Origin of the sequence: Nitratidesulfovibrio sp. (genome assembly GCF_040373385.1) — a bacterium.
Lineage (GTDB): Bacteria > Desulfobacterota > Desulfovibrionia > Desulfovibrionales > Desulfovibrionaceae > Cupidesulfovibrio.
This window is the reverse complement of record NZ_JBDXXH010000001.1, coordinates 267,098-280,035: the sequence shown is the minus strand read 5'-3', so window position 1 is coordinate 280,035 and position 12,938 is coordinate 267,098. Positions and strand designations below refer to the sequence as shown.

9 protein-coding genes are annotated in these 12,938 nt (G+C 59.5%); 1 reads left to right on the top strand and 8 read right to left on the bottom strand.

Annotated features, from left to right (window positions below):
• Nucleotides 1–168: 168 nt before the first annotated feature.
• From ABWO17_RS01110 to ABWO17_RS01095, 4 genes are all read right to left on the bottom strand, one after another.
• Nucleotides 169–1,671, bottom strand: coding sequence for a calcium-binding protein (locus tag ABWO17_RS01110; RefSeq protein WP_353115202.1), 1,503 nt, complete (start codon nucleotides 1,669–1,671; stop codon nucleotides 169–171).
• A 185-nt stretch (nucleotides 1,672–1,856) separates the two neighbouring features.
• A complete protein-coding gene (gene tyrS, locus ABWO17_RS01105) occupies nucleotides 1,857–3,056 on the bottom strand; it encodes a tyrosine--tRNA ligase (protein WP_353115200.1) in 1,200 nt (399 codons plus the stop codon).
• Nucleotides 3,057–3,269: 213 nt separating this feature from the next.
• Nucleotides 3,270–4,124, bottom strand: coding sequence for a TIGR00282 family metallophosphoesterase (locus tag ABWO17_RS01100; protein ID WP_353115198.1), 855 nt, complete (start codon nucleotides 4,122–4,124; stop codon nucleotides 3,270–3,272).
• Between the two features lie 101 nt (nucleotides 4,125–4,225).
• Nucleotides 4,226–5,521: a molybdopterin molybdotransferase MoeA gene (locus ABWO17_RS01095; protein ID WP_353115936.1), complete on the bottom strand. Its 1,296-nt coding sequence runs from the start codon at nucleotides 5,519–5,521 to the stop codon at nucleotides 4,226–4,228.
• 712 nt (nucleotides 5,522–6,233) lie between these two features.
• Here ABWO17_RS01095 and ABWO17_RS01090 point away from each other — a divergent pair.
• Nucleotides 6,234–7,142, top strand: coding sequence for a DMT family transporter (locus ABWO17_RS01090; RefSeq protein ID WP_353115196.1), 909 nt, complete (start codon nucleotides 6,234–6,236; stop codon nucleotides 7,140–7,142).
• A 34-nt stretch (nucleotides 7,143–7,176) separates the two neighbouring features.
• On the opposite strand, the gene ABWO17_RS01085 is transcribed toward ABWO17_RS01090, so the two are convergent.
• Genes ABWO17_RS01085 through ABWO17_RS01070 form a run of 4 tightly spaced genes read right to left on the bottom strand, consistent with a single transcriptional unit; the run spans nucleotide 7,177 to nucleotide 12,879 of the window.
• Nucleotides 7,177–7,650: a very short patch repair endonuclease gene (locus ABWO17_RS01085; RefSeq protein ID WP_353115194.1), complete on the bottom strand. Its 474-nt coding sequence runs from the start codon at nucleotides 7,648–7,650 to the stop codon at nucleotides 7,177–7,179.
• The gene (locus tag ABWO17_RS01080; RefSeq protein WP_353115192.1) at nucleotides 7,647–9,440 is read right to left on the bottom strand and encodes an ATP-binding protein; all 1,794 of its coding nucleotides are present in this window, start codon (nucleotides 9,438–9,440) and stop codon (nucleotides 7,647–7,649) included. Before ABWO17_RS01080 ends, ABWO17_RS01085 begins: the two co-directional genes overlap by 4 nt.
• Before the next feature lie 26 nt (nucleotides 9,441–9,466).
• Nucleotides 9,467–11,410, bottom strand: coding sequence for a DNA double-strand break repair nuclease NurA (locus tag ABWO17_RS01075; protein ID WP_353115190.1), 1,944 nt, complete (start codon nucleotides 11,408–11,410; stop codon nucleotides 9,467–9,469).
• Between the two features lie 14 nt (nucleotides 11,411–11,424).
• The gene (locus ABWO17_RS01070) at nucleotides 11,425–12,879 is read right to left on the bottom strand and encodes a DNA cytosine methyltransferase (RefSeq protein ID WP_353115188.1); all 1,455 of its coding nucleotides are present in this window, start codon (nucleotides 12,877–12,879) and stop codon (nucleotides 11,425–11,427) included.
• Nucleotides 12,880–12,938 lie beyond the last annotated feature (59 nt).

Sequence of the window (12,938 nt, the reverse complement as noted above, 5' to 3'; positions counted from 1 at the left end):
TACCTCTTGGCGCCCCCCCCGTGGAGGCACGCTGGCATCACCGTGCGGCACAACACGCATGACCCAGGCCATGCCGATCATGCAGACCGGGAGGCGGCGGACACAAAAAAACGCCGCCGGGAACACGTCTCCCGACAGCGCGCAGGGGGCCGCGCGGCATACCCACCGCTACACATACGGCAGCAGCAACACGCCCATCTCCCCGTCCTCCTCTTCTCCGTACAGCTGCCCCAGCCGCTGCATGGCCCCGTAGATGGCCACCACATCGCGGCCCTTGCCCCCGCTGACCCGGGCGGGATCATCCAGCCCGCGCCGGTCGTCCGGCGCGCCGTACACGGTCAGATCGTCCGCGCCCTCGCCGCCGCGCACCGTGTTGTGGGCCAGGTCGCCTTCGGCGTAGTAGTCGCCCGCAAGGCCCTCCACCTTCCAGCCCACGTGCGAAAGGCCACCCGGCACGTATTCGCCCGATGGACTGAGCCGCCGCCTGCGCCCCAGTTCCACCACGTCGTGCCCTTCGCCGCCGTCATAACTGGCGAAAAACGAGGTCAAGGCACGCAGGGTATCGTCTCCCACCCCGCCCGCGAATTCTGCGGTATGCGCCGCGTCAACGGCAAAAGTGTCGTCGCCTTCGCCGCCCTCCGCCCTGCCGCGCTCGTACATTCCCCGAAAGGTATCATCCCCCGACTCGCCCAAAAGATCGGAAACCTGAAACCGGCCATCGAAGGTGTCGTCGCCTTCGCCGCCCGTCATGTCGGAACGCAGGAATGTGCCGGTCAGCGCATCGTCGCCGCTGCCGCCCGCCACCTGCGACCAGGCGGCCAGGTCCATTTCGTAGCGGTCATTGCCGTCCTCCCCGTCCATGACCGCGTAGTGCGCCTCGCCCTTCAACGTATCGTCGCCCTCGCCGCCGCGCACCAGTGCATGGGCCACGGCGCCGTCCAGAGTGTCGTTGCCGGTGCCGCCAACCAGTGCCACGTGCACGCCGTTGTCGGCGCGGATCAGGTCATCGCCTTCGCCCCCGTCGAGCAGGGTCAGCCCTTCGGGACCCTCTGCGGCCACGCCCCGGAACATGCCCAGAATGATGTCGTTGCCCGTGCCGCCGTCCACCCCGCCGCTGCCGCCCAGCGAGATGACCACGTCGTCGCCCCCGCCCGCGTGCACCTGCCGGTCACTCAGCCGGATGAAGAAATCGTCGTCCTCGGTGCCGTCCAGGGTTTCGCCGTCGGGTGCCGCCTCCAGGCTCGCCGTTCCGTCGGTGTTTTCCACCACCCGGCTATCCTTCTGGATGATGCCGCCACCCACCAGTTCGCCGTTACGGCTGAATGATGCCACCCACCTGGTTTCCCGCTCACCGTCCTGGCCCATGCACGAGGTGGCCGCCACACTCACCAGCAGGCCGGATTTCGTCTTGTGCGTGATGGGGTTGCCCCCTTGCAGCACGTCGCCCCCGGCCAGAAGATGGCCGTAGGCGTCGTCCTGATTCTGGCGCGCGCGCGAAACATCGCCGAACTCGAACACCACGTCGGGCGTGCGGGTGGACACTGTGTCGTAGGCGTCGGTCAGGCTGCCGCGCAGGCTCACCGGCCCGGTGCCGTACCGGGCGCGGCGGGCCTCTTGCTGTCGTTCCTGCGATTCGCGCAGCAGATAGCCGGAAAGCGGGGATACAATCATGGCGTCACCCCGTGACTGGTTGCCGTCACAAAGACATATCGGCACACCTTTACATATCTTTACACGATGCCGCCGCCCGACATGAAAAACGCCGCCCCGGCGAACCGGAGCGGCGTGAACATGCCATGGGAATGGCTGCGAAAGCTGGATGCTGCGACGTGTCGGAAATCCTTAGGAACCCGAAACTACCCCGTGACCGTCAGGCGCAAAAAGCGCTTCTTGCCCAGCTTGACCACGTAGCTGCCGGGGGCCAGCGGGGCCATGGCGTCGTCGCAGCGCGCACCGTCCACGGACAGGGCGCCTTCCTTGATCAGCCGCTTGGCCTCGCCGCGCGACTTGACCAGGCCCGCCGCTTCCAGGAACACCGGCGGGGTGCTGTCCTCGCCCTGGGCGCAGGCATGCTCGGGCGCGTCGTCGGGCACGCCGCCACCGGCGAACACGGCATTGAAGCCCTGGCGGGCCTCTGCGGCCTTGTCCTCGCCGTGGTAGCGGGCGGTGATCTCGTGGGCCAGGTCTTCCTTCACCGCCTTGGGGTGGGCTTCACCGGCCTGCACGCGGCGCTTCATGTCCGCGATGTCTTCCAGCGAACGGGCGGAAATGAGTTCGTAGTAGCGCCACATGAGCTCGTCGGACACGGACATGATCTTGCCGAACATGTCGGACGGCGGCTCGTCGATGCCCACGTAGTTGCCGAGGGACTTCGACATCTTCTTCACGCCGTCCAGCCCTTCCAGAATGGGCACGGTAAGGATGCACTGCGGCTCCTGCCCGTACTGCGATTGCAGCGTGCGGCCCATGAGCAGGTTGAACTTCTGGTCGGTGCCGCCCAGTTCCACGTCGGCGCGCAGGGCCACGGAATCGTACCCCTGCACCAGCGGGTACAGGAATTCGTGGATGGCGATGGGCCGCCCGTCGCGGTAGCGCTTTTCGAAGTCGTCGCGTTCCAGCATGCGGGCCACGGTGTAGCGCGAGGCCAGGCGCACGAAATCGGCGGCGGAAAAGGCGTTCATCCAGCGCGAGTTGAAATCGACCTCGGTCTTTTCCGGGTCCAGGATCTTGAAGACCTGTTTCTTGTAGGTCTCCGCGTTGTCCAGAATCTGTTCCGGCGTCAGCGGCGGACGGGTTTCGGAGCGGCCCGAAGGATCGCCGATCTGGCCGGTGAAGTCGCCGATCAGGAAGATGACGGTGTGCCCCAGTTCCTGGAAATGGCGCAGCTTGTGGATGAGCACCGTGTGGCCCAGGTGCAGGTCCGGCGCGGTGGGGTCGAAGCCCGCCTTGACGCGCAGCGGCGCGCCGCGCGCGATCTTCTTGCGCAGTTCGGCCTCGTCGATGAGTTCGGCCATGCCGCGCTTGATGCGTTCCAACTGGGTGTCGATGTCGATCATGGTCTGCAACCCCTCTGCATGGTATCGGGACGGTCTTCCAGAGATGGCGGGTGGTGTCAACCTGATTGGGGGCTGATTGGGGGCCGATTGGGGGCCTAGGGGGGGCACGCCCCGGCGGCGGCGGAAAGCCCCGCCGGGCTCAATCGGGCCTGACCGGGCACGCCGGACGGGCGGGATGCGTCAGCCCGGCGTGCGGACCGGACGGGTACCCGGCTACTTCCCCACGGCGGGGTCGCCTGCATCGGCGGGGCCGCCCGCCACGGCAGACAGTTCCGCCGCCGGGCAGCCCACCCGCAAGGTACGGATGGACCGTGCCCTGCCGGTGGCCTCGTCCACGTCCAGCAACACCCCGTTCAGCGAGCCGCGCCCCGTGGCCGGACGAAAGCGCTGCGGCAGGCGGGTCAGAAAGCGGTCCACGATGACCTTGTGATCCATGCCCAGCACGGATGCCTCCACCCCGCACATCCCCGCGTCGGTGAGGTAGGCGGTTCCGCCGGGCAGCAGCATGGCATCTGCGGTCTGTACATGCGTATGCGTGCCGATGACCGCGCTGACCCGGCCATCCAGAAACCAGCCCAGGGCCTTCTTTTCGCTGGTGGCCTCGGCGTGAAAATCCACCAGACGGACGAGGGGATGCCCCTCTTCCGCCTCCAGCCGGGCCAGCAGGGTTTCCGCCGTGCGGAAGGGGCAGTCCAGCGGGTCCATGTAGGTGGTGCCGCACAGGTTCAGTACGGCAAAACGGTGCCCGCCGGGCAGGTCGTACACGCCAAGGCCGCGCCCCGGCGCGCCCGCCGGATAGTTGGCGGGCCGCAGCAGGCGCTGTTCCTTGTCCAGCGCGCCGTACAGGTCGCGGTGCTTCCAGACGTGGTTGCCGGTGGTCAGGATGTCGATGCCCATGCCCAGCAGCTCGCGCAGGGTTTCCGCCGTCAGGCCGATGCCGCCGGAGGCGTTTTCGCCATTGGCTATGACCACGTCGGCGGCGTGCTCGCGCCGCAGGGCGGGCAACAGTTCCTTCAGGGCCTGCCTGCCCGGCTTGCCCACGATATCGCCAAAGAAAAGGATGCGCATGGTTTGCTGTTCCGTATCAAGGTGTGGCCGACAGCGCGGGGAGTGCACTTCCGGCAAGCAAGAGCCGCTGACGCCGCCGGAAGCGCACATGCCGCGCCGGATCAGATGAGATATGCGTCGTGCTCGGAACCTGCAACAAGCCCCTCTGCCCGCTCGGGGATGCGCACCAGCGCGTGCGCCCCGGTCAGCGTGTGCAGCAGGCCGGACTTGCCCAGCAGCGGCACGGCCGGCGGCGGCACGGCAACGCCTCCGCCCTCCCCTGTGTCTCCAGGTTCGCGGGTCGCGGGTTCAATGCGCACCCGCACCCAGTCCTCGCGCCCCTGCCGCGAAGCCACGTTGCGCGCCAGACGCACCCGGCGCGCGGGCCACAGCGACCGGTCGAAGGCGTCGGCCCGGCCGGAAAGATGGTGCAGGAAGGGCACCCCCAGCACGAACATGACCACCTGGGCAGAGGTTACCTGCCCCGGCAGGCCCCACACCGCGCGGCAGGCCCCCTCGCCGTTCTCTCCACGCACACGGGCGAGAATGGTCGGCTTGCCGGGGCTGATGGCCACGCCATGGGCCAGCAGCTCCGCCCCTTCGATGCGCGACAGCGCGGCCACGGTCAGGTCGCGCACGCCCACGGAACTGCCACCGGACAGCAGCACCACGTCGGCGTCACGCAGCCCCTCGCGCAGGGCCGCCTCCAGCGCGTCCAGTTCGTCGGGCACGATGCCGAGGCAGCGCGCCTCGCACCCGGCCCTGCGTACCAGCGCGGCCAGGGTGTGGCTGTTCACGTCGCGCACCTGGCCGGGCCGGGGCGTGGCCTGCGGGGCCACCAGTTCGTCGCCGGTGGAAATGATGACCACGCGCGGGGCGCGGTGCACGCACACCGCCGTGGCACCCACGGCGGCCAGCATGCCCACTTCCTGGGGACGCAGCCGGGTGCCCGCCGCAAGGGCCGGGGCACCCGCCATGGCGTCCTCGCCGCGCAGCATCACGTTTTCGCCGGGGGCTACGGCACGGCGCATCTCGATGGTGCCCGCCCCCAACTCGTGGGTATGCTCCACCATGACCACCGCGTCGGCACCTTCGGGCATGACCCCGCCGGTGACGATGGCAGCGCAGCGGCCCGGCGCCACGGCAAAGGCGGCGGGATGCTCGATGTCCACCCTGCCGTCGCATTCGAGGTAGGCGGGATTTGTTTCCGTGGTGCCGAACAGATCGGCGGCGCGCACGGCGTAGCCGTCCATGCCCGCGCGATCGGTGAGGGGCAGGTCTTCTGCGGCGATGACGTCTGCCGCCAGCACGCGGCCATCGGCGTGGTGCAGGTCCACCGTTTCCGCCGCCAGCGGCGGAAAGGCGCGCAAGAGTTCGGTGAACGCCTGCACCGAAAGGACGTTGAAAAATCCGGTCATGGTCACGGTCGGTTCCTTTTCCTTCTCGCGCGCAGGGCGCACCGCCACGCACGGGATGACCGCACGGCGGCACCGCGCGCCTGCGGTGGCACGGGGTGGACGCGAACACCTCTCCTACCCCGCGCGGGCGTTGCGGGCAAGGGAGCCGGATGGCGCGGGCGGCTACCGGAAACGACGCGGAATCAGGCCTATCCGGCCCGATGCGGGGCGATATGGGCGCACCTGGTCGGAAACAGGGCGCAAGGAACAAGGGCGGTGCGCGGACACGCGGGACAGCCAGACGGACGGGACAGGGAGGCGCGGCTGCCCGTTTCCGCAAGATCAGGCCGAAGCATCACTTGCCGATGTTGACACGTTTTCAATATACAGCTACACATCATGCATACGATTTACTAAATCGTAACACCAAGCCACTTGGTGTGCTTCGCAAGAGAGCTACGCATCCCTCCCGCCTGCGCCCCCGTCGTTCCCGCCGACGGGGGCGCGCTGCGTAACGCCCCCCCCCACGCCGACGTGCTGCCTGTCGCGGTCATGCCGCGCCAAGCCCCCCTGCCTGCTGCACCCGGCCGCATGCCATACGGCCCGCACCGCCCAATCCGGCGCAGCACGGCCCGGCCCGGCCGAACCTGGCCCAACCCGGCTCGACCCGGCTCAGCTTGACACCCCCATGCCCCCGGCGTAGGCAGGATGCTCCCATTTTCGGAGTACATCCATGCATGCATCCCCCCGCAGTGGCGGCCCCGGCAACGGTGGCACGCGCGGCGTCCTGCTGGCGCTGGCGGCCACCGTCATCTGGTCCGGCAATTTCATCGTGGCGCGCGCGCTGGCCGACAGCATGCCGCCGGTATCCGTCTCGTTCGCGCGGTGGCTGGTGGCCACCTGCGTGCTGCTGCCCTTCGGCCTTGGCCCGTTGCGCCGCGAATGGCCCGTGGTGCGCGCCCACCTTGTCTATTTCTGCGTGACCGGCTTCGTGGGTGTTTCGGTGTTCAACACCTTCATCTACGTGGCCGGGCGCACCACCGCCGCGCTGAACATGGCGCTCATCGCCACGTCGTCGCCCATCTTCATCATCCTGTTCTCGCGGGTGTTCCTGGGCGAGGCGGTGACCCTGCGCCGCCTGGCGGGCCTGGCCACGGCGGTGACCGGCATCGTGGTGCTGGTGACGCGGGGCGAACTTGCGCGCTTGTCCACGCTCACCTTCACCAGCGGCGACCTGTGGATGGTGGCCGCCTCCATGCTGTTCGCGGGGTATTCGGTGCTGGTGCGCAAGCGCCCGGCGGGCGTGGGGCAGACCACCTTCCTCATGGCCACCTTCATCCCCGGCCTGCTGGGCATTCTGCCCATGCTGGCCTGGGAGCTTTCCACCGGGCCCATGCCCGTGTTCACGCCGCAGGCCGTGGCAGGGGTGCTGTACATCGGGCTTGGGGCGTCGCTGGTGGCCTACCGTTGCTGGAACCTGGCCATAGCCGCCATCGGCCCCAGCCGCGCGGCGCTGATCTACTATTCCCTGCCCGCGTTCAGCGGGCTGGAGGCGTTGCTGCTGCTGGGCGAACCGGTGACGCCCGCCCACTTCACGAGCGGCGCGCTGATCCTTGGCGGAATTCTGATAGCCACGCGGTAATAAACAAATCGTCGTAGGGAAAAGAAAGTGATGTTCAGGTGTTGCTTGATAGAGCCCCAATACTACAAAAAGAACGGGGCATATCTTTTAAGAACAAAATGAGCTGATCGCAGAGCGGACCAAGATTTCCATGAGCTCTTTTTATCTGACATTCCCAGACAATACCCACGCGCCAGCCTGCCTGCTCCAGTTCTTTGGCAACTTTTTCATCTCGTCTAACGTTTTGAAGGAATTTTTGACTCCAAAAATCCCTTCTTGTGGAAGGCATACTTGTATATTTACAACCATGCCGATGCCAGAAGCACCCATGAACAAAAACAACGGCGCGGTACTTAGGGAAAGCAAGATCAGGGCTTCCGGGTAGCCTCCGATAATGTAGCCGGTACCGCAACCCACGGGCGTGAAGAGCTTTGCGCAACAAAATTTCTGGCTTTGTGTTCTTGCCTTTGATGTTGCGCATATTGCGCTGCCGCTGATCTCTGGTCAGCACATCCGCCATTAATTTCATGCCTTCTTTTTTCGACCTCGTTTACTTTCGGCTGGCTTTGTTGTCTTTTTGATGGACGTAGCCTTTCTTCGAGTTGCTTCCGCTTTTGCAATGCTGCTGGCAATTTTTTTCTTTGCCACAGTTTTCGCCGCTGGCTTCCACACTTCAACTTGTTCAAAGAAGTCTTCATCACCGATTTCTGCCGCCAGCAGTTCTTCATCCATTTTTATATGAATAGGGAGCGGAAATTTAACAACCTGACCACTAACAATGCCCTGACCAGGGCCAAACCCAGGTAGCATTCTAGCATCTGATTCTGTAAGGTTCTCCATAATCGCCCTAACAAAATTCTGATCTCTGGGGTTCACAAGACGCAGAATAAGGAAGGAGTTGCACTGTGAAATAATAGTTTCATCAAGACGGCTGGGTCGTTGCGAAATGAGCATGAGTCCGGTACCGAATTTACGGCCTTCGGTTATAATTCTGCGTATAACCGGCAAAGAGACCGCATCTTGAGTTCCTTCTTTGACAGAGGGGATAAACGTATGTGCCTCTTCAATGACAGCTAAGAATGGTGGAATTTCTCCACCGAGATTTGCACGTAGATCAAAAAGGCGTTCAAGAGTAATCGCAGCGATTGAGCACTGGGTAATATGGTCATATCCTCCAAGATATAGGATAGAAACTTGGCCTGGACGAATAATGGCTTCCGGCTGGCTGAACGGGTTGGGCAACGGTTCAAAAGGCAGTACTTTCAGCTTGGGACTCCGCCGCATCTGCTCGCTGGATAGGCGCATTCTTTCCAGTTTGGCTCTGACAATATTCAAAGATCTGCGGACTGCTCCGACGCTAGGTCGCCAGTTCCCAGATAAGCCTTTAGGAGCGTCTTTATCTGCAAAATCCAGTTCGATTTGCTTCAGCAGGAATTGAATGTATGTCAAGGCACTGAGGCCATTAGTCGCAGGCTTTCTGTCATATAGACCACGAAGATAGTCCGACTGCGGCTCTGTGAGTCCATTTGTCATTTGCAAAATAAGTGTCGTAACAAGATCTTCACCATTCTGCTGAACCAGAAGGTCGGGATAGAAAAGCTTTATCTCGCAATCAGGCGCTTCTTGTTTCAGTAATTCGTGGCAGTTAACCAACCCGATATAGTCGCCGTGCGGATCAAGGATGAATAGCGGATATCCAAGGCGGATAAGTTCCCGGATAATGCGGCGAGAGGCCACAGTTTTCCCTCCGCCGGTCATAGCCAGAATCGCCATATGGCGGGCAACAAGACGCCGGGCTGAAAGAGTCACCTCCACATCACGCCTGGCAATTAACGACCCAACCGAAACTGGATGCTCACGTTCTCTGTCGCTGACAAGAAGAGTCCGGACCGCTTCCGTGGGAGGGTTATAAACCGTGCAGGCAGGCTTCACCGGGTAGGTAAGCGGGAACAGTTTTCCCAAATCATCTGGAGATGTTGCCCCAAGAATCAGAGCGGTTGCTTCCAACTGGTCTCTGGTTCCAGACAAAACTGTATCTTCAAGGGAAAGTCCCTCGCCGGCAATTTCCTGCGCAGCTTCGTACGGAAAGAAAGGATTGAAGCGCGTTATGTCAACAACTCTTGCCCATACATAAATCGTACTCTGATAGGAATAGTCACTGTCAGGAATTTGCATTCCCAGGGCTACAATATCTCCGACCTTTGCCTGATATTGCTTGAGAATGAAGGTATACTCCGAAGTGCCAGCATTTCCAACAACAGTACCAACGGGACGCCACTTTTTTATAGTTTCTTGCTGAAAATCTTTCAGAACACTCATACGATCAATCTCCTTTCATCGTTGCGTCAGCGGTAAATTCCGGGGCGCAACAACCATTCTCGCCCGCTACCACAGAGCATATGCCGTACAGAATCAAATAACTTTTCATCTCCGGAATCTAGAGCCAGCTTCAGTGTATTTACTGCCATCCGCGTGTTAAGAGGGCGACTCATCCAATTGGGAATCTTTGCGTATTTGTCAACGATATCCAGCCCGACAGGAAATGCGTATCTGGGAAGCAGCAGGCAGCAATGCATGATAAGCTCCGCCGTTGAACGGAAATGTGGCAGGTCCTTTTCAAAAAACTCTATCCGGACAGGCGCACACCATTCTGTCGGTTGGAGGTAAGAAACCATAGGCTTCGGGTATCGGGCTATCACTGTTTTCCAGGCATCTGGAGCTTTTCTCAAAAGGTTGCGTTCCACAAGAACCGGAAGAATTGCCTCTCCTGGCTCAAGAACGCAACGAAAAAGCAACGAATCTGTAATGCGCTGCCCTTCCATCTCCTCGTCATCTGAAGGATCAATCAGCTTACGGAAAGTCCGCCTCCAGTCCGCAGGAGTTGTGTCAACCAGCGGCTCCAATTCGCAATCCGCCAGACTTTCGAGAATTGAATAACAAACTGTCGAGGTTGCGCTTGGACGCTCAACGACTCCGCAAACAACAGCACCCGACTCCATCATCAGTTCAAGCTGGCGCAGATACGTGCATATAAAATTAGCATCGTTTCCACACCTGCCATTTCCATCGCCAGGGAGCAGCACTTCAAGGGCTTTATCTGAAAAATTTGGAAACCGATGCTTTACTACTTCATTTTGGATGACATCTGTATACCGTGAAACAGGGCTCACTAATGAGCCATGCAGCATGACCCAGGTCAGCCCAGGCTGTTCTCGTAGCAAGTGCACAGCACCCGCAGCTTCGATAGAAATCCTTGCGGCATCACGTAAGGCTCCGAGGTCTGGAAAGCAGTCTAAAAAGACTCCCTCATCACCGGACGCGTAAAGTTCATCAATGAGACACTTCAGAACAGTAAATTTTTCACGTTCCGATGAATGGTCGCCGGGAACAACGGTATACCCGCCAACCCGCGCAGCGATGGGGGCAGAGCCCAGCATGGAAAGATTGGCAAGCCCCCCGTCGACGAATCCGATAGGTTTACCCGCTACGCTCTTCCAAAGCTTAGTGTGACCTTTGGGGATATTGACTATCCGGCCTGTTTCCAGAAGAATTTCACGCAGGGCAGATGCTACATATTCTACGGTTTGCAAAAATCTGTGCTGGGCTGGGGCTGAAAGGTCACCAGCGACCTGGAGCATTCTTTCCAGGATATGAGGCTGGTGTATTTTTTCTTTCATTGAGCGTAATTTTTTCTCTTCAATCTTTTCCTCAGAAGGCATCGGGGGAAATGCAGTGGCGCTACTTACGGTATCAGGGCGGATGCCTGCCTCCAATTCAGAGACTGAAGGACAATATCGGGACAGCGCGCTAAAATCTTCTTCCTGCTCCATGACCACAGCCATACTTTTATCGAGACGTTTTTCCAGAATTGCTGCGATCCCGGCATGAATAATCTGATCCGTTTTTTTCCCGACAAATGTGATGGCTACAGGATGACTCCCGTCATTTCCGGCAATGGTTCGCATCAAGATAAAGTCTTTAGAATCCAGCTTTGAAAACTCACTACCGTCCAGCTTCTCTCCACCAAGCCTCCAATTTTTATGAACCTTCTTAAAACTCCGCATTTTTCGAACCGTAATATCCCCGAACACCGTGATGCAATCGAGCAGAGCACCTTCTCCACCAAAAAGCTGTGGGGATAATATAAGTTTTGCAGTCGGAGCGTTGATATTCACCGCACGTTGTTTGCTGGCTATGTATTGTCTGTGAGCAGCAAAAATTCCCAGATCAGAGTCAGCCAAAGAACGGACGACTATAATTTCTTCAAGATTATTCTGTGCGTTGGGCATAGCCACCTTCCGGATCACTTCCCATCAGAAACGAGCTGTTGGAGTAAGGTTTCTGCAATCGCTTTTGCAAGTAAAGGAGGGACAGCATTTCCTATCTGCTGGAACGCTGGATTCATGGTTCCGCAAAAGACAAAACCATCAGGAAATGATTGCAGCCGTGCCGCCTCTCGGACAGAGATCGTCCTTGCCTGCTCACTGGCATAGTGAATGTGGCTATAGCTGTCTTTTCCAAGGTGGGCGAGGAGGGTACGGCTGGGGGCGTCCGCCTCCATTTTCCGCCATTTATTAGGAAATTTTCCAGGATCGTATGGAGGAACAATACGCTCACGAAGAGCTTTCCAGGCGGACGAATTCGATTTTATTTTTTTCCCGCTGGCCTGTTCAGCCTTTCGAAGAGTTTCTGCAAACATGGCCTCAGCCATCTTAAACGCTTCAGGATACTGATCTCCAGGGTTAAGTCGCGCAAAAATCTCATAGTCCCTTGGCAGATAGCGTATTACATGATCAAAAATTTCTTCAGTCCCGGCAAATCCGGGCCAAGTACGCATTAATTCTCCATAAGGAGAAAGCTGCTGCTCCCCTTTCCATGACACAGGGAGATCAAAGCGGCGGGCACCCCGCTTCAGTTCGCCAGTTGCCAACATTTTTCTGGCATCAATAGCCGGAAGATCCTGAAGAGCTTGCTTTGCGGTTATGGCAGGCGGAAGAGAAGCCTGGGCGACCGGTGCGGGGGAATAAGAAGAACTTTTACCAACCAGAAGCTTCAGGGCGCAACTTCGCGTCCCTTCATAACCTGTTGGTAAGTCATAGGCATGCGTCGCACCTGGAAATGCTACAGTATCTGCAACCTCTCTATGAATGGCGACGAGAAACATCCGTTCCCGCATCTGCGGAACGCCGTAATGAACTGCATTTAATAATGTATAGCGACAGACATAGCCCCGATTGAAAAGGACTTCTGCGACCTCTTCGGCGATATTATGCCCGCCATGATTCAGCATATCCGGCACGTTCTCCATGACAACGGCCAGAGGAATACAGGCGTCAACATAATCCAGATAATTTATATAAAGTCTTGCCCTTTGGTCGTGTCTATAGGCTTCCGGATGATCTGCCACTTCTCTGAGCTTTGAGCGACCAACTCTGGCAAACGCTTGGCACGGAGGACCTCCGATTATTACGTCGAAAGCCGTCGTAGCGGGCCCAAGGTTAAGAGCAGTGGTAAAATCCTGAGGCTGAGTCTGGGTTATATCCCGTGCCTGAGAATGAGCAGGGTCGCCAGGATGAAAATTAACGCCATGAGATCTGGCAGCTTCTTTGTTATATTCAATGGCCGCAGCGATATTAAACCCGGCAGCGTGGAAACCGAGAGACAACCCGCCACACCCTGAGAACAGGTCGAGTACACGAGGACTCTGACCCTTTTTGAGTTTGGCAGCTTTTGAGCGGATAACTTTTAAATCTATCATATTAGCTCACTTCAGCCTTTATTCTCTAGTAAATTATACGAAAACCTCCAGCAAGCCAA

What these genes read in the sequence shown, in the direction of transcription:
- ABWO17_RS01075 (WP_353115190.1), bottom strand. Translation starts at nt 11,410, where the DNA reads ATGCCCAACGCACAGAATAATCTTGAAGAAATTATAGTCGTCCGTTCT.
- ABWO17_RS01070 (WP_353115188.1), bottom strand. Translation starts at nt 12,879, where the DNA reads ATGATAGATTTAAAAGTTATCCGCTCAAAAGCTGCCAAACTCAAAAAG.
- ABWO17_RS01100 (WP_353115198.1), bottom strand. Translation starts at nt 4,124, where the DNA reads ATGCGCATCCTTTTCTTTGGCGATATCGTGGGCAAGCCGGGCAGGCAG.
- tyrS (WP_353115200.1), bottom strand. Translation starts at nt 3,056, where the DNA reads ATGATCGACATCGACACCCAGTTGGAACGCATCAAGCGCGGCATGGCC.
- ABWO17_RS01080 (WP_353115192.1), bottom strand. Translation starts at nt 9,440, where the DNA reads ATGAGTGTTCTGAAAGATTTTCAGCAAGAAACTATAAAAAAGTGGCGT.
- ABWO17_RS01095 (WP_353115936.1), bottom strand. Translation starts at nt 5,521, where the DNA reads ATGACCGGATTTTTCAACGTCCTTTCGGTGCAGGCGTTCACCGAACTC.
- ABWO17_RS01090 (WP_353115196.1), top strand. Translation starts at nt 6,234, where the DNA reads ATGCATGCATCCCCCCGCAGTGGCGGCCCCGGCAACGGTGGCACGCGC.
- ABWO17_RS01110 (WP_353115202.1), bottom strand. Translation starts at nt 1,671, where the DNA reads ATGATTGTATCCCCGCTTTCCGGCTATCTGCTGCGCGAATCGCAGGAA.
- ABWO17_RS01085 (WP_353115194.1), bottom strand. Translation starts at nt 7,650, where the DNA reads ATGAAATTAATGGCGGATGTGCTGACCAGAGATCAGCGGCAGCGCAAT.